This is a genomic window from Rhizobium mongolense USDA 1844 (assembly GCF_000419765.1).
GTDB lineage: Bacteria > Pseudomonadota > Alphaproteobacteria > Rhizobiales > Rhizobiaceae > Rhizobium > Rhizobium mongolense.
Genome location: NZ_ATTQ01000004.1, coordinates 234,935 through 258,888 on the forward strand (window position 1 = coordinate 234,935; position 23,954 = coordinate 258,888).

General features: G+C 60.0%; 15 protein-coding genes, 1 tRNA gene and 2 pseudogenes. 13 read left to right on the plus strand and 5 right to left on the minus strand.

The window, feature by feature from the left end:
* Positions 1-239 precede the first annotated feature (239 nt).
* The 3 genes from A3C3_RS0109125 to A3C3_RS0109135 all read left to right on the plus strand — a co-directional run bounded on the left by A3C3_RS0109125 (position 240) and on the right by A3C3_RS0109135 (position 5,563).
* Complete coding sequence (locus A3C3_RS0109125; RefSeq protein ID WP_028739514.1) at positions 240-1,238, plus strand: ABC transporter substrate-binding protein; 999 nt, start codon at positions 240-242, stop codon at positions 1,236-1,238.
* On the plus strand, positions 1,222-3,015 hold the full coding sequence (locus A3C3_RS0109130; protein WP_233450624.1) for an adenylate/guanylate cyclase domain-containing protein: 1,794 nt from the start codon (positions 1,222-1,224) through the stop codon (positions 3,013-3,015). Before A3C3_RS0109125 ends, A3C3_RS0109130 begins: the two co-directional genes overlap by 17 nt.
* Before the next feature lie 373 nt (positions 3,016-3,388).
* Entirely contained in the window at positions 3,389-5,563 is a 2,175-nt protein-coding gene (locus A3C3_RS0109135; protein WP_022714301.1) for an adenylate/guanylate cyclase domain-containing protein, read from the plus strand.
* A 45-nt stretch (positions 5,564-5,608) separates the two neighbouring features.
* Here A3C3_RS0109135 and A3C3_RS0109140 read toward each other — a convergent pair whose 3' ends face one another.
* Complete coding sequence (locus tag A3C3_RS0109140; RefSeq protein WP_022714302.1) at positions 5,609-6,121, minus strand: YHS domain-containing (seleno)protein; 513 nt, start codon at positions 6,119-6,121, stop codon at positions 5,609-5,611.
* A 23-nt stretch (positions 6,122-6,144) separates the two neighbouring features.
* On the minus strand, positions 6,145-6,807 hold the full coding sequence (locus tag A3C3_RS0109145) for an ankyrin repeat domain-containing protein (protein ID WP_084796926.1): 663 nt from the start codon (positions 6,805-6,807) through the stop codon (positions 6,145-6,147).
* Positions 6,808-7,894: 1,087 nt separating this feature from the next.
* Here A3C3_RS0109145 and A3C3_RS0109150 point away from each other — a divergent pair.
* Genes A3C3_RS0109150 through A3C3_RS0109160 form a run of 3 tightly spaced genes read left to right on the plus strand, consistent with a single transcriptional unit; the run spans position 7,895 to position 12,776 of the window.
* Positions 7,895-9,280: an HlyD family secretion protein gene (locus A3C3_RS0109150; protein WP_022714304.1), complete on the plus strand. Its 1,386-nt coding sequence runs from the start codon at positions 7,895-7,897 to the stop codon at positions 9,278-9,280.
* Between the two features lie 35 nt (positions 9,281-9,315).
* Positions 9,316-10,620 carry a hypothetical protein gene (locus tag A3C3_RS38045; RefSeq protein WP_022714305.1) on the plus strand — a complete coding sequence of 435 codons (1,305 nt, stop codon included), beginning with the start codon at positions 9,316-9,318 and terminating at the stop codon, positions 10,618-10,620.
* Positions 10,605-12,776: a glycosyltransferase family 2 protein gene (locus A3C3_RS0109160; RefSeq protein ID WP_022714306.1), complete on the plus strand. Its 2,172-nt coding sequence runs from the start codon at positions 10,605-10,607 to the stop codon at positions 12,774-12,776. Before A3C3_RS38045 ends, A3C3_RS0109160 begins: the two co-directional genes overlap by 16 nt.
* A 155-nt stretch (positions 12,777-12,931) precedes the next feature.
* On the opposite strand, the gene A3C3_RS0109165 is transcribed toward A3C3_RS0109160, so the two are convergent.
* Positions 12,932-13,207, minus strand: coding sequence for a hypothetical protein (locus tag A3C3_RS0109165; RefSeq protein ID WP_022714307.1), 276 nt, complete (start codon positions 13,205-13,207; stop codon positions 12,932-12,934).
* Between the two features lie 544 nt (positions 13,208-13,751).
* Here A3C3_RS0109165 and A3C3_RS46850 point away from each other — a divergent pair.
* Together A3C3_RS46850 and A3C3_RS41360 are read left to right on the plus strand one after the other, a co-directional pair.
* A pseudogene (locus tag A3C3_RS46850) lies at positions 13,752-14,133 on the plus strand (AI-2E family transporter); the annotation flags it as partial.
* A 408-nt stretch (positions 14,134-14,541) separates the two neighbouring features.
* A pseudogene (locus A3C3_RS41360) lies at positions 14,542-15,711 on the plus strand (integrase core domain-containing protein).
* A gap of 44 nt (positions 15,712-15,755) precedes the next feature.
* On the opposite strand, the gene A3C3_RS0109195 reads toward A3C3_RS41360, so the two are convergent.
* Positions 15,756-15,831 (minus strand) — tRNA-Ile (locus tag A3C3_RS0109195).
* Between the two features lie 155 nt (positions 15,832-15,986).
* Here A3C3_RS0109195 and A3C3_RS0109200 point away from each other — a divergent pair.
* The 4 genes from A3C3_RS0109200 (at position 15,987) to A3C3_RS0109215 (ending at position 18,433) form a co-directional block, all read left to right on the plus strand.
* On the plus strand, positions 15,987-16,733 hold the full coding sequence (locus A3C3_RS0109200) for an SIMPL domain-containing protein (protein WP_028739518.1): 747 nt from the start codon (positions 15,987-15,989) through the stop codon (positions 16,731-16,733).
* Positions 16,734-16,972: 239 nt separating this feature from the next.
* Positions 16,973-17,356: a BRA0787 family protein gene (locus A3C3_RS0109205; protein ID WP_022714311.1), complete on the plus strand. Its 384-nt coding sequence runs from the start codon at positions 16,973-16,975 to the stop codon at positions 17,354-17,356.
* A gap of 98 nt (positions 17,357-17,454) precedes the next feature.
* Positions 17,455-17,856 carry a DUF4174 domain-containing protein gene (locus A3C3_RS0109210; protein ID WP_022714312.1) on the plus strand — a complete coding sequence of 134 codons (402 nt, stop codon included), beginning with the start codon at positions 17,455-17,457 and terminating at the stop codon, positions 17,854-17,856.
* A gap of 88 nt (positions 17,857-17,944) precedes the next feature.
* The gene (locus tag A3C3_RS0109215; RefSeq protein ID WP_022714313.1) at positions 17,945-18,433 is read left to right on the plus strand and encodes a heme-degrading domain-containing protein; all 489 of its coding nucleotides are present in this window, start codon (positions 17,945-17,947) and stop codon (positions 18,431-18,433) included.
* A 191-nt stretch (positions 18,434-18,624) separates the two neighbouring features.
* On the opposite strand, the gene A3C3_RS0109220 is transcribed toward A3C3_RS0109215, so the two are convergent.
* Complete coding sequence (locus A3C3_RS0109220) at positions 18,625-19,884, minus strand: AGE family epimerase/isomerase (RefSeq protein ID WP_022714314.1); 1,260 nt, start codon at positions 19,882-19,884, stop codon at positions 18,625-18,627.
* 172 nt (positions 19,885-20,056) lie between these two features.
* On the opposite strand from A3C3_RS0109220, the gene metH reads away from it, so the two are divergent.
* Entirely contained in the window at positions 20,057-23,830 is a 3,774-nt protein-coding gene (gene metH / locus A3C3_RS0109225; protein ID WP_022714315.1) for a methionine synthase, read from the plus strand.
* The last annotated feature ends 124 nt before the right edge of the window (positions 23,831-23,954 follow it).

Genomic DNA, 23,954 nt, shown 5'->3' on the forward strand with positions numbered 1-23,954 from the left:
GGACGTTCGCGGCCGTCTAATCGCTATTCGCCGCCTAAGAGATTGGTTGGACACGGCTCCATGTCCCTCTGCGCTACCAATCCGCTCCAATATCGACTATACTTTCGTCCCCTGAATATCTTGGCTTGTTCGTCGGTCGCTCCTTCTCGAGAAGGGGCGCGTCGAAATGTCAGCTTGCAGCAATTAGCTTGATCTCACCATCCATCCGCCATGTGCCGTGGTCGGCGAGGGGTGCTCGGATGAAACCGAAACGAGGACACTACTTTTGCCTGGCAGTTGCTCTTGCGATGAGCGTTCCTGCCATCGCCGGCGCGCAGCAGACGTCGGCCAAGACGCCACGAATCGGCCTTCTCGCATGGTGGCCCTGCGGTATGCCGTATGCGACCGAAACCAGTGAGTTCGGAATGTTCATGCAAGGGCTTCACGACCTGGGCTACACGCTGCACGAACTCAGCTTCGAGTGCCGGAGCGCGAGTAAGCAAGACAGTCGCCTTGCGGCCGCGGCGATGGACCTGGTGCAGCTTCCCGTGGATGTGATCGTGACATCGTCTCAGCCGGCGGCGCATGCTGCTCAAGGAGCGACCGATGCGATTCCAATCGTGACCATCATCAGCGGTGACCCGGTTGCGGCAGGCTTGGCGAGCAGCCTCGCAAAACCTGGGGGCAATCTCACGGGCGTCACTTATTACGCCACCGAACTAGCCGCCAAACGCCTGCAGCTTTTGATGGAGGCCATACCGGGGCTTGCCACTGTCGGCGTGCTGGCAAACCCGGTGGTGTCATATCTCCCCTTTGAAGCGGACACCAAGCAAGCTGCCCGCCACCTCGGAGTGGCGTTGAGCCTCCAGCAAGTCAGCGAGCCGGGCGAACTCGATGCTGCGTTCTCGCGCATGAAGGCCGATGGCGCTCAAGCTGCCTTCGTGCTTCCCGACCTCATGCTGGCCGACCAGTCGTCGCGAATCGCCGCCTTGGCGATCGAGCATCGCCTGCCTACCATGGCTTGGGGCTCGTGGTACGTCGCAGATGGCTGTCTGATGGCCTATTCGGCTAACTATGGCGAAATGCAACATCGGCTCGCCTTTTATGTCGATCGCATTTTGAAAGGCACCAAGCCAGGGGAGTTGCCGATCGAGCAGCCGATGAAGTTCGACTTGTCGGTCAATCTGAAAACAGCCAATGCCCTCGGGATCGAGCTGCCGCAGACCGTTTTGCTGATGGCTGATGAAGTCATCGAGTGAGGATGGTGTGCGGCGTTCGGTCCAGCTTCAAGCCGCCCCGATGCGCCGATCGCTGTTCCGGAAGTACTTCCTCGCCTTCTTCGCTGCGGTCATTGTTCCGCTGGCTGTTAGCGGCATCGGCGACGCCTGGTTCGGCTATCGCGACCAGCGCGCAATGCTCAGCGCTCTATTGCGGGTGGAGGCCACATCGGCGGCCGGCAAAATTCAGAGCTTTCTCGACGGCATCAAGGATCAACTGGGTTGGACGGTCCAGCAATCCTGGACCCAGGATGAGGGACAACACCGGCTGGATGCATTGCGAGTGATGCGACGAGTCCCGGCGATCGTCAGCATCACCCTTGTTGACGATGTCGGCGTCGAACGGCTGCATGTCTCCCGTATCGACTTGAACAGGATGGAAGGCGGATCGGATCGCTCTGGCGATCCTGCTGTCGTGGGAGTTCGTTCGAATGGCACATGGTTTGGGCCAGTCACTTTTCGCGACGGCTCCGAACCGTTCATGACCATGGCCATGGCCGGAAACCGCAAGGCAGGTGGCATCGTCGTTGCTGAAATCAACCTGAAGCTTGTCTGGAGAGTTGTTTCGGAAATTCGCGTCGGTAGTAGTGGCCGGGCGTTTGTTCTCGATCAGACCGGCAGGCTCATCGCCCACCCCGACATCAGCAAGGTGTTGCAGGGCACTGACGAGAAGACAGCGGCGGCCCTCACCAGATTGCGGGACGAGATCGCCGCCGCAGGCGGAAAGGCGACCACGGCCCGCAACGCCGAGAATGAACCGGTCGTGACCGCCATGGCGCCGATCCCCAATCTCGGTTGGACCGTGTTCGTGGAGCAGGGGCAGGCCGAGGCTTTCGCACCGCTGTATGCTTCATTGTGGCGGACGGGTGGCCTGCTGCTCGCCGCCGCCGCCGTCGCATCGGCGCTTGCCTACTGGCTTGCCAGGCGGATGACCGGACCAATCCGCCTTCTGGAGGAGGGCACCGAAAAAATCGGTGCTGGACAGTTCGAGCACCGGATCGACATCGCCACAGGAGACGAATTCGAACGGCTGGCGGACCGGTTCAATGAAATGGCGCAAGAACTCGCCCTATCGCGGGATCGTTCTGAGCGAATTGCACGGCTGAAGCGTTTTCTCGCGCCGCAGGTCGCGGAACTCGTCGAAAAGTCCGGCGACGAGAGCGTGCTCGCCGGACAGCGCGCAGAAGTCGTCGCTGTGTTCTGCGATTTACGTGGCTTCACGGCTTTTTCGGCGCACACCGAACCCGAGGAGATCATGCAGGTCTTGCGCGAGTACTACGAGGCGCTCGGCGCGATCATTACACGCTACGAGGCCACGCTGACCAACTTCGCGGCAGACGGTTTGATGGTCCTCGTCAACGCCCCGGTACCGTGCGCAGACCCGGCGCTTCGTGCTGTTGAGATGGCGATCGACATGCAGCACGCCATCCAGCGCCTAATCGCTGAATGGCGTCTGCGCGGTCATGCGATTGGTTTCGGCATAGGACTGGCGATGGGATGGGCTACAGTCGGCCGAATTGGTTACGAAGCCCGTGTTGACTACACCGCGATCGGACATGTCGTGAACCTTGCGTCGCGACTCTGTTCGTCCGCCGATGATCAGCAAATCCTCGTCGATCACGCCGTGGCGCAATCCGTGCGTGGCAAAATTTCATTGGTCGCGCTCGGCCCGCGGCAGCTCAAAGGTTTCGATGAGCAAATACCAGCGTATGAGCTCGGAACGGGAAGCGCTAGGTCGGATGCCATGCCATCCGGATGAGGGGTCTAAAAGTTAGTTGGCCGCAAGCCTGCGGCGACTTTGCGCTATAAGGGATGGCAAGAGCATCGTTTCGACGCTCCATCACCAACTCCCTCCTTGCGAACATTAGCTACCGACTACATACCTTGGAACCAACCGTCAGCACAGTTATGGACGCCATGGTTGCATCTCCTTGTCTCTGAAGGTCCGGATTAATCTCTGACGCTGACCACGTTCCGCGGCATTTGCCTGAAGCTCCGAATGCTGCCGTTCAGTGAGATGCTGCGCGAAAACTCAAATGTACGGCCACATGAGCGCCGGCGCTGTCTGCGGGCCTTCGACGTGGTAGGATACACGGCCGTCACTGATCGACGATCAAGAGGTGGGCAGAGACATGGAGAGGCGGCTCACAGCGATACTTTCTGCCGATGTGGTCGGCTATAGCCGCCTCATGGGAGAGGATGAGGACGGCACGCTGGAGCGGCTGAAGGCCTGCCGCCGGGAACTGGTCGATCCCGCCGTCGAGGTGTTCCACGGCCGCATCATCAAGCTCATGGGCGATGGTACGCTGGTCGAGTTCGCGAGCGTTGTTGACGCCGTCCGGTGTGCCGCCGTGATCCAGCGGAAAATGGCCGGTCGCGACCAGGGCGTCTCCGAGACACAGCGAATTCAGTTTCGCATCGGCGTCAATCTCGGCGACGTCATTGTCGAAGGCGATGACATCTACGGCGACGGCGTCAACATAGCCGCGCGCCTGCAATCTATCGCCCCGCCCGGCGGCATTTGCATATCTGGTACCGCGTTCGATCACGCCGTGCACAAGGCCGATGTCGGCTTCTCGGCTCTCGGTGAGCAGCACCTGAAGAACATAGCCGACCCGGTTCGCGTCTATCGCGTTCTGCTCGCCCCCTCCGAGGCGGGAACGGTCGCCGCCGCCGCCCGCCAGCCAGGTCGGCGGACTATGATCCTGGCAGCGGTCGCAGCGCTGCTTATCGCGCTCACCGCGATTGTCTTCGCCTGGCAATGGCCGTTTGCGCCGCAACGGCCATCCATCGCTGTGCTGCCGTTCGGCGATATCAGCAACGATGGCAGACAGGACTATTTCGCGGAGGGGCTTACGAACGATCTCATTACTGATCTGTCGAAGATTTCTGGGCTGCTTGTTATCGCCCGCGATTCCGCTTTCTCGTTCAAGAACAAATCCATGAACGTCCGGCAGATCGCCGAGCAATTGAACGTCCGCTACGTGCTTGAAGGCAGCGTCCGGCGTGCGGGAGACGCGGTTCGCATCAATGCGCAGCTTGTCGATGCGAAGACGGGAAGGAACATCTGGGCGGAGCGGTATGACCGCGACTACACCGATATCTTTGCGCTGCAGGACGAGGTGATCGAGCACATCGTGGGCGCGCTGGCGGTGCGCCTGACCGACAGAGAGCGAACTCAGATTGCCCGCCTGCCAACCCGCAATCTCGAAGCCTACGACTCCTACACTCGAGCCGAGCAGAAGGTGTACTCCATAGACTACAAATCTCTCGAAGAGGCTCTCTCCCTCTATGAGAAGGCAATCAAGCTCGACCCCGAATTCGCCGACGCCCATACAGGCTACGCCCGAGCCATCGTTGACGTCCTTGGGTTCGACTATCAGCCACTGATGTTGAGTGCGGTCGCGCGGCAACGTGCCTATGAAGCGGCAGGGCGGGGCCTCGAACTGAACCCGCAGTCTTCGCGAGCCTATGCCGTGCTCGGCATCCTGCAAATGCTTGACGGCGAAATCGATGGGGCCATCGCATCGGTGAATAAAGCCGTGGCGCTCGATCCGAATGGCGCGGAGTCGGAACTCAACCTCGCGATTGTTCTGACTTATGCGGGGCAGAACCCGGAAGCACTGGCAGCCATGGAACGCGTACTGCAACTAGACCCCAAGCCACGAGTCCAAGTCTACGACTACTACGGTCTCGTGCTTTACATGAATCATCGGTATGAGGAGGCAATCAGGGCACTGCAGACAGTCCGACCGGAGGAGCCGAGCGATCTCGGCCTTGAAACCCTGGCCATGGCAAACGCGCGACTGGGGCGCATGGCAGAAGCGCACAAAGCGGTCGAAGCAATCCTCGAGAAGTCGCCCGGCCAGAGCCTCGCCAGCCTGCGAGTTGTGTATTCCCACCATCGTCGGCAACAGGATCTCGACCACCGGCTGGACGCTCTGCGCTCTGCGAAGCTCCCGGAATGGAGCTACGATTTTCGTGGGCGGCCAGAAGACCGCCTGGATGCCCATTCGATCCGGGCTCTGGCGATCGACAAGACCTGGATCGGGCATCAGCACGACGGTGTCCGCTTCTTCATGGAGCTCGGCGCAAACGGTGATTTTGCATTGCGCGCTCATAACAGCATCATCGTCGGCAAGTTCAGTCTCGAGAACAATTTCTTGTGCACGCGATCCTCATCGACTTTGCTCGGCCGCAAATTTTGCAGCCCTGTCTATCGCAATCCCGGAGGAAGTGCGGAAAAACATGACGAATATGTCCTGCCGGACTCCGCGAACGTCTGGTATTTCTCGGTTCTCCCATGATGCCCTACCGTCGCAACGCGTCAGGCGCAACATCGCCAGTTTGGTTCAGTTGTGCTCCGCCCTGGTTTTGAACTCCTTCGCCTCGACCCCCGGCCATTTAGCGTCGGCCTTCGCTGTGACGGCCGCCGGCGCAGCATCGAAGTCTTCCTCCAGGCCCTCCTTTCCGGAGAAAAGGTAAAGCTTGCCGTCGACGATGCGCCAGGCTTCGGGGTCGATGTTCGCAGATGCCTCTTCCACTGACGTGCCCAGCGCGCAGAAGCCTCCATACTGAGGAGTGTAGCGGATCGGCTCGGAAGCAAACGCGTTACGGTGCTTCACGCTGGCGAAGTACCATGTCGCACCGAGCCATTTCTTTGTGAACTCCGGCGAACCCTTTGTCGCACGGCCATCGGTGAAATACGCCACGGGATCGTAGCCCAGGATGGCGACGTTGCCGAAATACCCGGTATTTACCACCTCGGCGGCGCAGGATTCACCAGAGCCCATGGTGGTGAGGGAGACGACTGCGGCCGTTGCAAGAGCCAAATGGCCTCGCATTGCAGGACCTTTCTTCTTCATGCGGTGTCCTCCAATATTGTCGGTCAGTTACCAACCGCAACGCAGGCCGCATACGCCGCGCCCATCGTCTTCTTGGGTTGGCAATTGGCACCGTGCTTCTTGAGCAAGGTCATCACCTGGGTGCTCTTCATGAAAGTCGCTCGGCTCAGCGGCGTATAGCCGTAGGCCTGGATTGCCTCGACCGCGGCCCCGCGGGCAATCAACAGCTCGGCCACTGCCGCCTGGTTTTCTTCGGCGGCTACATGCAATGGCGTGATCTTGTGCTTGCTCAAGGCGTCGACTTCCGCCCCGTGGTCCAGCAAGAGCTCGGCTATTTCCACACTTCCGGAATACGCCGCCGCGTGCAACGCGGTGAAGCCGCGGTCATTGTGGGCTTCGATGTCGGCGCTGGCTTCGATCAACTGGGCGGCGATCCTGGTCTGGCCGGAAAGCGCAGCTTCGATCAAAGCCGTCTCGCGACTCTCGTCGCGGCTATTGACATCGACGCCTTGAGACAAGAGCTGGCTGATTACGTCGAGATCACCCTCCCGCGCGGCGTCATGAAGGGGCCCCGCGTTGACTGCGCTTGCCGTTATCCCAAGACAAAGAATGACCGCAACCAGTGGAATGATGCTGAAGTGTGGCTTTCGGTCTTTCGCGAAAGACTGCCTGCATAACTTCATTTCATGACAAGGAGCGTCTCGCACGTCCCTCTCCGAAATTTGGACGCAACTCCAAGTGTAGCGTGTCCGACCAGGGTGGCAGGTATACGCGGACGCGGCTGTCAATTCTCGCTTGGAAACGGGCATCATCCAACCCCCGCGTTGCGCACGTGGACGGATTATGAGGAAGACTCTACCGCATTTGACGCGCTGACGCCATGGTACTCCTGTCGGCATCTGAAAGTTGTCGCTCGATTTGACCATTTCAGCGATCCAAAACGGATCATGGGCGTGAGTTCAGTCGTGGCGAGTAGGCTTCCACTTGGGGTCGAGACGTGATCTTCGCGCTACCCTTGTAAAGGCCCGTCTGGTGGCATCTGCTACTTATCACCGCAAATCTGCTGGTTCGTCGGTGAGACATCGAGAACCTTCCCGAAGAAGTGAGGCGAGCCATGAAACAACGGTGCTCACCAATCGAAAAAATCTAATTAAATCAATGCTTGTTTGCCAGTTCTGTGGTGCATGTGTGTAGCGGCATTGAGGGCGAGTAAAGGGTGCGCGGGTTTCGATGCGTTACCACGACATCGGTCAGTGACGGGCGCGCCCGAAAATCGAGAAATCAAGTGTTGGGGCAGCGAGAGCGCTGCTCCAGAGGTGATCGAGATCGAAGCAGCCCTTCGGTCTGCCGTCACGCACTAGAGCCGCTGTCGGGATCGGTGCGCGACACCTTGGTCTCCTTCACTTACGACTCGCGCGCAAGGCGGGCTTCTTCTCAACCGTGAACAGCCCGCTCCGCAGAGTGAGGATGGACGCCGTGTCTGGCTCGTCCCTCTGGGTGCGTTGCCAAAATCACCGCAAAATCAAAGTTAAACTCTTAAAGTAGCTTCTGGATGGATGAACTCGATTGCATCCAGTTCTGCACGTATTAATTGCAAGAATTATTTAAACAAGATGGGTCGATTGCATTCTCGGTGATACTTCTCGTACCGAAACTGAATCTAAACATCGAGACCATAGAAAAAATTTCGTTTGCATACTCGAATTTCATCGATATAAAATATAAGTAACAAAAAATATACATGGAAACGCCCTTCTATTCGGCCTGCAGCGTAAAAAGTCAGGATTGGCGAAAATGAAGGACGAAACTCTATTACTTGATCCGCGTGATCATAAGATACTTTCAGTATCAAGGGCGCTTGGTTATGTGTTCGCCTTTATGCTGATTTTCACGATCGCCATGGCGATGATCCCCAATCAGTTTTTCATTGTCTCCACGCGCGCAGTCATCAATGCGCCGGTGCAAATGATCGCCTCGCCGATTTACGGCAGGGTGGACAGGATTTCGCTGCAGGTCGGACAGGTCGTCAAGCTCGGCGATGTCATGGCGACGGTCTCCAATCCCAACCAGGACCAGACGTCGCTGACCGGCTTGCGGCTCGAGAAGCTCGATCTCACCGAAAAGCTGAACAATACGAGAAGCGTCGTTCAGGAACGCACCGACCAGCTCCAGAAGGTCAAGAGCCAGATCGCGGACGTCAAGAACGGCGTGATCAGCGAGCTTTCGGCGGTCATCGAGAATGCCCGTTACAACGTGCAGACCTACGAGGCGCGGCTCAATGAACAGAACGCCCTGCTGCAGCGGCAGCTCGTGCTTCTAAAGAAGAAGCTGATCTCAGAGGCCAGCATCGAACCGCAGCGCCAGAAGCGTAACGCCGCGCAGTACGAACTCGACTCCGCGCGCGGCGAACTGCGCCGCAACGAGATTGTCCTGTCGCTCGTCGAACGCGACATCTACACTGGCGGTACCGTCGCCGCCAATCTGCTGACGCTTGAAATGCAGCGCACCAAGCTTGCCGGCGAGATCGCCGAAGACAACATCGAGATCAACCAGATGACGGAGCGCAAGCAGCAGGTCGAAAACCTGATTGCGCGGGAGGAGGGTCGGCTTGGCAAGACCGGCGCCGCCGAGGTCGTCGCCGAGCGCCATGGCCAGATCGTCAGCGTCGACGCATCCTTCGGCGATTTCGTGATGCAGGGCCAGCCGGTGGCAAAATCGCTGGATTGCAACGAGGCCTTTGCTGCCGCCGTCTATCGCAGCCGCGATGTGACGTCGCTCGAGATCGGCATGCCGGCGATGGTCAATTTCCGCAGCCTCGGCGTCAAGCGCGACGCCCATATCTACAAGATCGTGCGCTACTTCAACTCAGGCCCGGAAAATCGCTATTACGCGAAGTTTCCGGAAGCCGAAGGCCACGAGGTCTATGTGCTCGTCAAGATAGACGAACCGGCCGGCGAGGGCAGCGCTCCGGCACATCAGAACAACGACAAATTCTTTGGATGTCATGTCGGCGAGGATGTGATCGTCTCATTGGGCGAGACGATCGTCTCCCGGATCGCCCGCTATTCGAAGCTGGCGATGGACAGGCTGGCGTCGCCCGGGACGATGCATTCGGCGTCCGCGCTTTTCGACAAGGCGACGGCGCCGCGCTCCGCCGCTGCCGAACCCGCCAATCCGTAACGCCGGTTTCGCCGCTGCATTGATGAGGGTCAACAATGAAGCATCTGAGATCGACCATCGAGATAGCACGCTTGCTGCTGCTCGCCGCGCCAGTGATTGTCCTGCAGACATTCCCGGCGCGTGCCGGCAGCGAACATCAAAAGCTTGCCTGCACGCTTTGCGACGGGCTGGCTGCCCAGATGGGCGGCGATCCGGCGCAGCCCTTCGTCCTGCGCAGTTTCGAACCGGCAAACGGCGGGTCGGCGCTCCATCCGGCTCTGGAAAACACCGGCTTTACCTATGACAACGCGCTTGCCCTAATGGCGTTTTACGGCTGCAAGAGAAAGGCCGAAGCGCGCCGCATCGCCGATGCTCTCGTGCTCGCCGTGGAGACGGACCGTCATTATCATGACGGACGGTTGAGGAATGCCTACCGGTCCGGTCCCGTCGTTCCGGGCAAGGAGGGAATGCTGTTGCCCGGTTACTGGAGTGCGGCCAGCAATTCCTGGATCGAGGACGGCTACCAAGTCGGCAGTGCGACGGGCAGCACTGCATGGGGCGCGCTGGCGCTGCTCATGGCCTACGAGGAGACGGAACAGCCGGCCTATCTCGACACCGCACGCAAGATCATGGACTGGATCCACCGCAGCACGGCAGATCCGCAAAACCCGGGCTATTTCGGCGGCTTTTTCGGCCATGAGCCGGCGCCTGAGCGCATGACCTGGAAATCGACGGAACACAATCTGGATATCTACGCCGCGGATAGCTGGCTTGCGCGCCTGGACGCCGGCGGCGACTGGACCCACCGCGGCGACAGCGCGCTGAAGTTCCTTCGTGCCATGTGGGACGACGGCGAGGGGCGCTTCTACATCGGCAGCGTCCCCGACAGCAACGCTCCGAATATCGCGATGTCGGGACTCGACGCCGAATTGTGGCCGTTGATCGCCGTGCCGGACTTCAAGACCAAGGTCGAGCGGGTCATGGAATGGACCGAGCTTAACCATGGCGTCGATGGCGGCTTCGACTTCAACAGCGACCGCGACGGCATCTGGCTCGAGGGCACGGCGCAGGCAGCACTCGTTCTGCGGCTTGCCGGACAGTCCGAAAAGGCCGAACCCTTGTTCAAGACCATCACTGCCCAGGTCACGCCCGGCGGGCTCATCTATGCGACGGTCAACGAGCAGCTTTCGACAGGCCTTCAGGTCGGTCCCAACTCCTCGCCCGGCGATTTCAAGTATTACCGTCTTCCGCATATCGGGGCGACCGGCTGGGCCGTGCTTGCCGTGCTTGACCTCAACCCTTTCCTCGGCCGCGCGGGCCAGGCGCTCATCAGCAAGGATAGCCCATGTCCCCCGAAGTAGTCACTCTCTCGGACGCCATTCTCTTCTCGCTGCTTTCGCTTGCACTCATCATGGGCTGCGCCTGGCTGCTCGACAGCCGCCGGGGCAAGGATCGCGTCATCTTCGGCATGATCCTCATCGTCATGTTGTTGAATTATCTCTATTTCCGCATCACCAAGACGCTGCCGGACTTCGAATGGAGCGCCTATGCGCTGTGGCCGCGGGCCTATCTCTCTTTCGAAATCGTCGTCATCTTCTATACGGTGCTTTCGATCGTCTTTTTCTTCCGGCGGACCGACCACAGTGCCGCTGCGGACGCGAGCGAACTCACCATCGCCGGCGCCGCATCGCCGCCGGCCGTCGATGTCTTTATCTGCACCTATAATGAAGAGCTATCCATTCTGGAGCGTACGATCCTTGCCGCGAAGGCGATCGACTATCAGAATTTCACCGTCTGGGTGCTCGATGACGGACGCCGCGACTGGCTGGAGGTTTACTGCACCGATGTTGGCGTGCGATATCTGCGGCGCGGCGACAATGTTGGCGCCAAGGGCGGCAATCTCAACAATGCCATCCGGCAGTCGGCGAAGGAGACCAACGCCCCCTTCATCCTCATTCTCGACGCCGATTTTGCGCCGCAACGCGCCATCCTGAAGCGCACCGTCGGCCAGTTCGCAGATCCAGGGATCGGGCTCATCCAGACGCCGCAGTTCTACTACAATGCCGACCCCGTCCAGCATAACCTCCTGGCATCGAAGGCATGGGTCGACGACCAGCGCATCTTCTTCGACGTCATGCAGCCGTCGAAGGACGGATGGGGGGCTGCCTTTTGCGTCGGCACGTCCTGCATCGTTCGGCGCGATGCGCTCGACCTGATCGGCGGCATGCCGCAGGAAACGGTCACGGAGGATATCCACCTGACCTACCGGCTGCTGCAGAAGGGCTTGAAAACCCGCTGGCTGAACGAACGCCTGAGCGTCGGGCTCTCGGCCGAAAGCCTCTCAGGCTATATTACCCAGCGCTGCCGCTGGTGCCTCGGAACTATTCAGGTCGCGCTGCTCCGGGATGGCCCGTTCTTCGGCCGCGGATACACCTTCCTACAACGGCTGCATTATTTCCACGGACTGCTCTTCTGGTTCTGCCGCCCGTTCATCCTGCTTTTGATGGCAGCGCCGATCCTCTACTACTTCCTCGGCCTGCCGGCGATCCAAATGGAACCGGAAGCCTTCTTCCTCTATGCGCTTCCGATGGTCGGCGGCATGTGGGTATTTCATGCCTGGGTTTCTGGCCGGCGCAGCATGCCGCTCTTTACGGAAGTGTCGCAAATGGTGTCGGCGATCCCTATCACGATCGCCCTGCTTCACGCTCTCATCCATCCGTTCGGGCGGCCGTTCAAGGTCACGGCCAAGGGCGAGGACCGAGCGCGCGTCGATGTCCTTTACCCGATGGCCGGGACGTTTTTCCTGGTCATCATCTTGACGTTCATGGGTATGCTCAACGGTCCCCTGATGGGTACCTACAACGACCTCGACGGCTTCAGCGTCGCGTGGGGCGTGGTCGTCATGGTCTATGCCTTCGTTTCCCTGCTCGTTTGCATAGAACTTCCGCGAGAGCCGCTTGACACCATCCGGTTTCCGCTCGCACGGCAGGCAAATCTTGCACGCGACGGCAATCGTATGCCCTGCACGGTCGACACCATTTCAATCAGCAACGCCGAGATCACGCTGCATGACAATCGGACGGCCGGGCAGATTCGTGCAGGCGACATTGTAATCTTTTCGCCCTTCGCCGACTTCGACGTCGCGGCCAGGGTGAGCGGCGTGGATAGGTCGCGCCTCGGCCTGTCCATGTCCATCGTCGCAGTCCGCGACCGCCGCTACGACTGGGAAATCCGGCAGAGCGCCGAGGATGTCCGCCGGAAGATGATCCAGCGCCTGTTCAGCGAGATGCCGCAGGCCATGCCCGCCCGCGCCTATCCACTTGCCGCCATCCGCGGCCTCTGGCGCCGCACGTTCGACCGCCCCTCGAAGCTTGCCGGTAGCATCGAAAAGCACGCCGTCAGTGTCAGATCGCAGCACGCTCTGCTACGGTGGCAGAGGCCGCGTGACCTTGCACCAAGGGTGCCGCTTTTGCAGATCGGAGCCGCGAGTGCTGCGCCGCCGCCACTGGCGGAGTGAGCGGAACGACTGCTAACGCTTGGTCCGGATGCCTCAGGAAACCTCGAACTTCAACGGTTGGGAGTTGGCTATTATTCAAGCTTCTATGCTCTGTGTCGTTAACGATCGCTAGGCAGACCGGGTCCACGTACATATTCGAAACGGCGTCTACTCATTTAAGCGAAGCTGCCGTCCCGATGTGGCCGCGTTGTCGAACCGAGCGAGCAGGTCCGCTGCCTCGACCAGGATGGGATCGGAGATGCACGGTCCCCCGTGACAATCGCATCGCTCTCGCGGAGCAGCCGATCGGCCAGGCGCTCCAACCTGTCCCAGAAATCGTCGCCGCGTTGCTTCGCCAGAATGGCGGAAAAGTGCAGCCTGCGGCTTGGGAGACGGATAGCGCCGTACTTCTCGCCTGGCGTCATCTTGTCGAGGTTCGTGGTCACATCCATGTTATCGCTCCGGTGTGGGAGAAGCAGGCAAACTCAGTTGCTTTCGCCGGTACGTGCGTGGGAAGGCGTGGACCTTTTATGAACATCGCACGGTCGGTCCGACCTTCATACGGACAAACTCGCCATTGACGGAGCAGGTCGCCCCCGGCGATGCCCCGCATTCGGGAATGGCGCATTCAAGGATGGGGACGTAGAAACGCGTCCCGGCAGGCTTTGTCGACATGAGGGCGAGGCCGACGGCATAAGCGCCGATCATAGTCAGTACTATCCCGGCAAACGCAACGAGGAGCGCGTGTCCGAGAGAGTTGTCGTGGGTGGGGACGTGTCGCATTGACGTGATGTCCGAGCCGGTTTCCGTTCAAAACTTTAGCAAGCCACCCACGTCCCGAATATTGATCTTGGATATCGCGGGCCTATACCGACGGATACTGTCGTTGCCCGCTTCACCTAAAGCTCGTCAGAAATTCGGAGATCAAAGCCGCGATTTCGTTCAGGTTTTCCTCGAGCGCGAAATGGCCGGCTTCAAAGAAATGAAGCTTGGCATCCGGGGCGCCTGCTGCTTGGTTTCCTTACGTTCATCCCCCCGTTTGTGCCGGCGGGCCCCCCGCTTGTATGGGGCTCGGTGGCACTATGGTTTCGCGTCTAGGGGAGCCGTTTGGCGGAGCATCTTCGTTGCAGCGTGGGGCCTGCTCTTCGCCAGCAGCATTGACAATCTCATCCGACCCTAGGTCCTCGGCAAGTCCAATAACCTGCCCGTGCTGCTCGGCCGCTTCCTTGGCGGCGTCACCGCCTTTGGCTGCATCGGAATCTTTCTTGGGCCAACCTTGCTGGCGGTTGCCTACAGCGTCTTCCATGAGTGGACCATGGGCAAAGTCGAGGAACAGAGCCGCCCGACCCCGACTGAACGCATGTCAATGAGAGTGTAACCGTGGCTCCGGATAGGGCGGGGTTTCGCACAATCGCAGATGTGGCCATTGCCCATGGCCGCCGCTTGCCGGTAACGTTATATCTCGCGGAGTTCCTGTGGAAAAGTATCTACGGCGTCACTTAGTACCAGCGTCCTCGGCCGTACAAGCCGCCGCCGAGCAGAACAACGATAAGAACTATGATGAGAAGCGTGGTGATATCCATGTACGTCTCCTAGGAGTGCCTAGCACGGCGCATTTTCTCGTGATTACACTCCGACATAACCAACGTTTAGCGCGGGGGGTTGTTCCATTTGAACGACGCGATGATACCAGTGACATGAGTTCGTTAGGTGCCCGACCTGAGAGAGGTGACGTTTCGTACCGGAGACATCGGTAACGCTTTTCGCTTTTTGGCGGGAGGTGTTGATGCCGTGGAAAGAGACTTCGGTGATGGAGGAACGTCTACGATTTGTCGCCCGGCTGCTAGAGGGCGAAGGCATGAGCGATGTGTGCCGTGCGCAAGACCGGCTACAAAATCTTCAATCGCTACAAGGACGACGGCCTGGAGGCGCTGACGGATCGGTCTCGACGGCCGGTGCGTTATGCCAACCAGCTGCCTGAGCCGGTCGAGGCGATGATCGTCTCGTGCAAGAAGAGCAAGCCGCATTGGGGTGCCAGGAAGATTAGGGAGCTTTTGGTGAAGCGCCTGGCCGGCGATGTGCGCGTGCCGTCGAAGAGTACGGTGCATGCCGTTCTCGATCGACATGGTCTGGTCGCCCATGCCCGCAAGCGGCAGCGACATCGAGCCGAAGGGACAGCCTTGTCACAGGCATTGCTGCCAAACGATCTTTGGTGTGCCGACTTCAAGGGCGAGTTCAAACTTGGCAATGGTCAATACTGTTACCCGCTGACGGTCACCGACCAGGCGTCACGTTATCTTCTCGCCTGCGAAGCCTTTGAGTCGACGCGAGAGCGGGCTGTCTTCGACGCGTTCCGGTGGCTGTTTATCGAATGTGGCCTGCCGACGGCGATCCGCAGCGATAACGGCTTGCCTTTCGCCAGACCAAACGGGCTCTACTGTCCAAACTGTCGGTGTGGTGGCTGAGGCTCGGGATCACGCTGGAGCGCATCAGGCCGGGCCGTCCCCAAGAAAACGGCCGGCATGAGCGCATGCACCTGACGCTGAAGAAAGAGGCGACCAGACCACCCGGCAAAAACATCCTCCAGCAGCAGGCCCGCTTCGATGCTTTCGTCAGCGAATTCAATCAGGAGCGGCCGCACGAGGCGCTCAACATGAAGGTGCCGGCAGATCTCTACGCCGCTTCGTCACGCCCCTATCAGGGCCTGCCGGAGATCGACTACCCCTTCCATGATCGGGATGCGCTGGTGACCAATTGCGGCCGCATCTGCATCTATCGCAAGAAGATCAACATATCGACCGTGCTGGTCGGCCAGAAACTGGGGCTCAAGGAAGTCGACGACGGCATTTGGCTCGTCAGCTTCATGCATTATGATCTGGGATATATCGACCTGGAGCAGAGGACCTTGCAAACCATCGACAACCCGTTCGGCACGATGTTGTCACCCATGTGTTAGGTACGTTTCGTTACCGATGTCTCCGGGTCGGACAAGGAACATGATGGTGGGCCCGGAGGGACTCGAACCCCCAACCAAGCGGTTATGAGCCGCCGGCTCTAACCATTGAGCTACAGGCCCTCACGTGGCTTTGCCGCGCGGGCAGCGGGGCAATGGCTCCCCGGTGCGGTTTCGCTCTAACGCAATTCGGATGCAGCGACAAGACGCTGCCGCAATAGCTTCACAATCAATCGTCAAAGAGTGAGGTGGGATGGCGACAACCAAGGAGTGAAAAAATGGCGCTACGGACTATCAGAAACGTGGCTTTCGGCGTGCTGATCGGCATGCCTGCCGCGCTGGCGGGGGCTTCGGCTTCCGCTGCCGACGAAACGAAGCCGCGCGAGGCGGTGATCATGGTCTCGGGCGAGGGGGAGTCGGCGCTGGCGCCGGACATGGCGGCGCTCAACCTTGCCGTCGTCAAGCAGGCGAAGACGGCGCGCGAGGCGCTCGACGAGAACAACAAGGCGATGGCTGGGGTGCTGGCAGCGCTGAAGAAGGGAGGGATTGCCGACAAAGACCTGCAGACCTCGGGCTTTTCTGTGCAGCCGCAGTATAACTATCCGCAGAACAACGACGGCCAGCCGAAGCCGCCGGAACTGATCGGCTACCAGGTTTCCAACGGGTTGACGGTGCGCGTGCGCGATCTTGGCGAGCTGGGTGGCATCATCGACCAGGCCGTGACGCTCGGCGTCAACCAGGGCGGCGACATCCAGTTCACCAACGACAAGCCGGAAGCGGCAATCGAGGCGGCCCGCAAGGATGCCGTCGCGGCAGCGATCAAGAAGGCAAAGACGCTGACGGAGGCTGCCGGCGTGAAGCTCGGCCGCGTCATCGAAATCAGCGAAAACAGCGCTCGGCCGCTGCCTCAGCCGGTCTATCGCGCGGCGATGATGAAGGAGGCAAGCGACGCGGCTGTGCCGGTTCAGGGCGGCGAAAACACCTACAATGTTACCGTCAACGTCACCTTCGCACTCGAGCAGTAAGGTCAATTCTCCACTTCAAAGTGAAAAAAAGCCGTTGATGTTCTTGAGCGATATCAGCGGCTTATCCCTTTTAGGAGGTCTGTCGGCAGCCCGGTGGGCATAAATCGCTTTATCACGCGAGTGTTACACTATAAAATCGATCGTGTTATTCGGTCCGGAGGGAACCCCTGGGGTTCTGTGTCCTGCTTCGATCCCGGCCGATGAGGAGGAACTGGCTTAATCCACAAGAGGAGACAGACATGACGAATGCCTTGCCGCCACTTCACAACGGACACGCCCCGATCACCCTTCAGGAATTGTTCCGCGAAGCGCTCTATGCCTTCGAGGAATGGGATACTGAACTTACCGAACCGATCGTCACGTTTGAAGGACGGGTCATCCCGATCAGCCTCGTCTTCGAAGCCATGCGCGAATGCGACGACATCGTGCCGATGAACATTGTCGGCGCCGTCACCGAAAGACTGACCAAACCCTGGGAAGGCGAAGGACCGCTCGATCAGATGAGCTTCTCGACGGCCGCCCGCGTCATGCGCGTGCTGGTGCGCAAACGCCTTCTTGCCAACGGCGGCGCCGATATCATGGCCGTCTCCAGCCCCACTGCAGAGCGCAAGCCGCCCGAATGAGCCTTTGAGGGATCGCGCCACGCCGCGGTCCCGTCACGATCGCAGGGAACCGGTCTCACTTCCAATCGTTGAAGACAGACACGAAGGATGTGAGCACCATGCTAAAATCAATCATACGCGAAATCATGGGTCCGGCGCCGCGTGCGCCCGTTTCGCCGGACTGTCTCAAACCATTCATTGGCTCAAAACGCGTGCTCATCATATTTGCGGATGCGGATGATGATCGCGCAACCGTTCAGGACGAGTTGCTGCGCACCTCGCATCTGCGTTTCATCGAGGATGATATCGAGGTGTTCAGTATCGCCGGCGGCGGGGTGTTTCCGCTTTTCGAAGGCTCCTACGACCTCGACGCCGATGAAATCCGCGATGACCTCGAAGGACCGCAGCCCGGTGAATTCGGCCTTGTCCTGCTCGACCGCGACGGCACGGTGAAGCTGCGCTCCAACGAGCCCGTGCGGCCCGAGGAAATCATAGGCGCGCTGCTGTCGATGCCGCACTAAGCTTCGGTATCATCACGATTTTACTTTACTTTTGCCGTCGGATGCGGATGTTCTCTGCCGGTTCGATGATGCACGAGGAGCGAGGTTTATGACCATCGAAGCGGATCTTGGCGGGATTGCTGAGCAGGAAAGAGTGCTGAGCTTCGACGCCTTCGATCTCACCACCGCCTGGCAACTCGGCAAGCTCTTGCAAGAACTCGCGACCGAACGCGGCCTTGGCGTGGCAATCGACGTCACGCTGCATTCCATGCCGGTCTTCTACGCGGCGCTGCCGGGCGCCACCCCCGACAACGTCCAGTGGGTGCGTCGCAAGCGCAATATGGTGTTCCGCTATTGGAAGAGCAGCTATGCCTGTGGTCTGAAGCTGCAGAAGGACGGCAAGACGGTCGAAGACAACGGGCTCTCCGCCGCCGACTACGCGCCGCATGGCGGCAGTTTCCCGATCAACGTCAAGGGAACCGGCTGCATCGGCGCCGTCACCGTTTCGGGTCTGCCGCAGCGCGACGACCACAATCTCGTCGTGGAGGCGCTGTCACTGATGCTGGCGAAGGATTTGGATACCTTGCGGCTGAGATGAGGAATTTAACCGCGGAGCGCCACTTTATGCGACCCTCATTCCTCTGTGCTTGGCCACGGCGCGCCTGCGCCGTGATCGACCCTCTTTTTAATGAGTCTCCCGCGCCATGAACATGGCGCTGCTGATCGCTGTGACAAGCACAGGAATGAGGGCGTCGGCAGGAAGCGCCCCGCGCCACGCCGGCAACTGCCTCAAATCCTCCCGCCAGCCGCGATGATGCCCTTGGTCAGGCTGCCGGTCGCCGGAAAGAGCGGGATGAGGCAGGCCTGTAACGCGTGGTAGATATCGCCCTTGCCGGGGAAGAGGCTGTGGGACGGAACCAGGTCTTCCGTTAATTCTTCGTGCCAGCCGCCGTTCTCATGGTCGATAAAGGCGCGTTCGATGACGTTCCAGATCTTGCGGTAGCTTTGCTCGTGGAAGTCGCTCGGCAGGTGCTCGTTGAGGAAGTGGGCGGCGCCGGCGCCCTCGCAGGCGGGCCACCACAGCTTGTTCCGCTTGGCGGGCTTGTCGTCCCAATCGAGCGTGTAGAAAAAGCCGCCCTTGTCGTCGTCCCAGCCGAGCGCCATGGATTGTGCGAAGAGGGCCTTCGCCGCGTCCGGCATCCAGTCGTGGCGCTTGCCGCCGAGTGACCAGAGCTGCAGGATAAGCCGGGCCCATTCGAGCCAGTGGCCGGGCGTGGTGCCGGCGGGGCGGAACATTTCGTTCGGATGATAGTAATTCTTGTCGAGAGCCCAATCGGCACTGAAATGCTCGGCCACGCGCCAGCCGACGGAACCGGCCGCGTGGAGGATGACAAGATCGGCGATGCTTTCGGCCTTGGCGAGATATTCCTTGTCGCCGGTTGCCTCAAAGGCGGCCATCAGCGCTTCGGTCAGATGCATATTGGAGTTTTGGCCGCGATAGGCGCCGCCGTCGAGCGGCTGCCAGTCGGCGGTGAACTCTTCGGCGATGGCGCCATGCTGCGGCTCCCAGAACTTCGTGTTCAGGATTTCCGTAATGTCGGCCAACATTCCGTCGGCCAGCGGATGGCCGATGGTTTTGGCTGAGGACGCAGCCAGCAGCACGAAGGCGTGGCCGTAGCCCTGCTTGTTGGAATCAGCGGGGCCATTGTCGTTCAAGGACCAGAAATAGCCGCCATTCTTCTTGTCGCGATGGTGGTTCCAGAGGTAGTCCATGCCATGATCGACGACGCCGGCGGCTCCTGGACGGCCGAGAAGGACCCCGATCGAGAAGCAGTGGACTGCGCGCGAGGCAATATGAATGCTGCGAACCTGTCCCTCGGCATCAAGCGGCTTGCCATGATCGTCGAGATCGTAAAAACCGCCCTTAGGATTGACAGAATTGTGCTGGAAGAACTCGAAAAGGCCGCTTGCCTGGGCGAGAAGCCAGTTGCGGTGATAGGCGCGGGCGCTCCAGTTTCCGAGCCCGGTGCCGCCGATTGCAGGTGCCATGTTACTCCTCCGATTTCATGCACAACGCCTTGCGAAGGCCTATATAGAGCACGCTCTGGTCTGTCACCCGCCAAGCCTTGCAAAACCCGAAACGTCAGGCATATATTGACATAAAGATATCTTTATGTGATTTGGTCACTTTGGTCTTTAAACGACGTCAAGGAGCCCGCCCGTGTTCGACAATCTTTTCGGCCCCGAAGGGGCAAAACGCGACGGCAGCGAAGTCTTTGCAGCTCTGCGGAAAGCGGCGAGCGAGAGAATCCTCGTTCTTGACGGCGCCATGGGTACGCAGATCCAGGGGCTCGGCTACGATGAGGACCAGTTCCGCGGCGATCGCTTCATCGGTTGCGCCTGTCACCAGAAGGGCAATAACGATCTTCTGATCTTGACGCAGCCAGATGCGATCGAGGAAATCCACTACAAATACGCCAAGGCTGGCGCGGATATTCTCGAAACCAATACCTTCTCATCGACCCGCATCGCGCAGGCCGATTATCAGATGGAAGGCGAGGTCTACGCGCTCAATAAAGACGGTGCCGAGATCGTGCGCCGCGCCGCTATCCGCGCCGAGCGCGAGGATGGCCGCCGCCGTTTCGTGGCGGGCGCCATCGGCCCGACAAACCGCACTGCCTCGATCTCGCCGGATGTGAACAATCCGGGTTTCCGTGCGATCAGCTTCGATGAGCTTCGCATCGCCTATGGTGAGCAGATCGATGGCCTCATCGACGGTGGCGCGGACATTATCCTCATCGAGACCATTTTTGATACGCTGAATGCCAAGGCTGCAATCTTTGCCTGCGAGGAGCGGTTCGAAGTGAAGGGTATCCGCCTGCCGGTGATGATCTCGGGCACGATTACCGATCTTTCCGGCCGCACGCTGTCCGGACAGACGCCTTCGGCCTTCTGGAACTCGGTGCGCCACGCCAATCCGTTCACAATCGGCCTCAACTGCGCGCTCGGTGCCAATGCGATGCGTCCGCATCTGCAAGAGCTCGCGGGTGTTGCCGACACCTTCGTCTGCGCCTATCCGAATGCCGGGTTGCCGAACGAATTCGGCCAGTACGACGAGACGCCGGAGCTGATGGCGGCGCAAATCGACAGCTTCGCGCGCGAAGGCCTCGTCAATATCGTCGGCGGCTGCTGCGGCTCGACGCCGGAACATATCCGCGCGATTGCCGAGACGGTTGCCAAGTACAAGCCGCGGCCGATCCCGGAACACCGGCCGTTTATGTCTTTGTCGGGGCTCGAGCCTTTCGAACTGACCAAGGACATTCCTTTCGTCAACGTCGGCGAGCGCACCAACGTTACCGGTTCGGCCCGCTTCCGCAAGCTAATCACCAACGCCGACTACAATGCGGCCTTGGACGTCGCCCGCGATCAGGTGGAAAACGGCGCGCAGGTCATCGACGTCAATATGGACGAAGGCCTGATCGACTCCGAAAAGGCGATGGTCGAGTTCCTGCACCTGATCGCCGCCGAGCCGGATATTGCCCGGGTGCCCGTGATGATCGACTCGTCGAAGTTTTCGATCATCGAGTCGGGTCTTAAGTGCGTTCAGGGCAAGGCGATCGTCAACTCGATCTCTTTGAAGGAAGGCGAGGAGAATTTCCTCGCCCAGGCGAAACTGCTGCACCGCTACGGTGCGGCTGTCGTCGTCATGGCTTTCGATGAGGTAGGGCAGGCTGATTCTTACGAGCGCAAGGTGAATATCTGCACCCGCGCCTATAAGCTCCTGACCGAGAAGGCGGGCTTTCCGCCAGAGGACATCATCTTCGATCCGAACATCTTTGCGGTCGCGACCGGCATCGAGGAACACAACAATTACGGCGTCGATTTCATCGAGGCGACGCGCACGATCCGCCAGCGCATGCCGCTGGTGCATGTTTCCGGCGGTGTTTCCAACCTGTCCTTCTCGTTCCGTGGCAACGAGCCGGTGCGCGAGGCGATGCATGCCGTGTTTCTCTACCACGCCATCCAGGCGGGTATGGACATGGGCATCGTCAATGCCGGCCAGCTTGCGGTCTACGACCAGATCGATCCGCAGCTGCGCGACGCCTGCGAAGACGTCGTGCTTAACCGGCGTCCGGATGGTACCGAGCGCCTGCTCGAAGTCGCCGAGCGTTTCCGGGGTGCAGGGACGAAGGAAGCCAGAGTTCAGGATCTTTCCTGGCGCGAATGGACGGTCGAGAAGCGACTTGAACACGCTCTGGTCAACGGCATCACAGAATATATCGAGGCCGATACCGAAGAGGCCCGCCAGAAGGCGGCACGTCCGCTGCATGTCATCGAGGGCCCGCTGATGGCCGGCATGAACGTCGTCGGCGATCTGTTCGGTTCCGGCAAGATGTTCTTGCCGCAGGTCGTCAAGTCGGCGCGGGTGATGAAGCAGGCGGTCGCCGTGCTGCTGCCTTACATGGAAGAGGAAAAGCGCCTCAATGGCGGCGACGAGAGGAAGACTGCCGGCAAGATCCTGATGGCGACGGTCAAGGGCGACGTGCACGATATTGGCAAGAACATCGTCGGCGTCGTGCTTGCCTGCAATAATTACGAGATCATCGACCTCGGTGTGATGGTGCCGGCCACAAAGATTCTCGAGACGGCGGTGGCCGAAAAAGTCGATGTCATCGGCCTTTCTGGCCTCATCACGCCGTCGCTCGACGAGATGGTGCATGTGGCAGCCGAGATGGAACGCGAGGGCTTCGATATCCCGCTCCTGATTGGCGGCGCGACAACGAGCCGCGTTCATACCGCGGTGAAGATCCATCCCGGCTATGCGAGGGGCCAGGCGGTCTATGTGACGGATGCAAGCCGCGCCGTCGGCGTCGTCTCGTCCTTGCTGTCTCCGGATACGCGCCAGGGCTATATCGACGATATCCGCGGCGAATATGCCAAGGTTGCCGCGGCCCATGCGCGCAGCGAGGCCGAGAAGGTTCGTCTGCCGCTTTCCCGCGCCCGCGAGAATGCGCAGCAGGTGGATTGGGCCGCCTACAAGCCGACTAGGCCGCAGTTCATCGGCACCAAGGTGTTCGAGGACTATGATCTGGCGGAGATCGCCAAGTATATCGACTGGACGCCGTTCTTCCAGACATGGGAATTGCGCGGACGCTTCCCAGCAATCCTCGAAGATGAGAAGCAGGGCGAGGCGGCGCGTGCCCTTTGGGCCGATGCGCAGGCGATGCTAAAGAAGGTGATCGACGAGAAGTGGTTCCGGCCGCGCGCCGTCATCGGCTTCTGGCCGGCGAACAGCGCCGGCGACGATATCCGTCTCTTCACGGATGAGGCGCGCGCCGAAGAGTTTGCGACCTTCTACACGCTCCGCCAGCAGCTTTCCAAGCGCGATGGCCGCCCGAACATGGCGCTGTCGGATTTCGTGGCACCGGTGTCGAGCGGTGTCGAGGACTATGTCGGCGGATTCGTGGTGACCGCGGGCATCGAGGAAATTGCGATCGCGGAACGGTTCGAGCGTGCCAACGACGACTACTCCTCGATCCTCGTCAAGGCGATCGCCGACCGCTTCGCCGAGGCCTTCGCCGAGCGCATGCACGAACGGGTCCGGCGCGAGTATTGGGGCTATGCCAAGGACGAGACGCTGACCAACGAGCAACTCATCACCGAGGAATATGCCGGCATCCGCCCTGCGCCGGGCTATCCGGCGCAGCCCGACCACACGGAAAAGGCGACGCTCTTCCGCCTGCTCGACGCCGAGAAGGCAGCCGGCGTGAAGCTGACGGAAAGCTACGCCATGTGGCCCGGTTCTTCGGTCTCCGGCCTTTATATCGGCCACCCCGACAGCTACTATTTCGGCGTCGCCAAGGTGGAGCGCGACCAGGTCGAGGACTACGCTGCGCGTAAGGGCATGGAGATTTCCGAAGTGGAACGCTGGCTCGGGCCGGTGCTCAACTACGTGCCGCGCAAGGCTGCCGAGGAGATCGACGACGCGGCGTGACGCGTGGCGTATGCGATGTCTTCAGGCATTGATTCAAGAAACCCGGAAGGTGTTTTCACTTTCCGGGTTTATGCCGTTGATCTCTCCAAAGCCCGGAAAATCGGTAGTATATGGAGCAGGATAG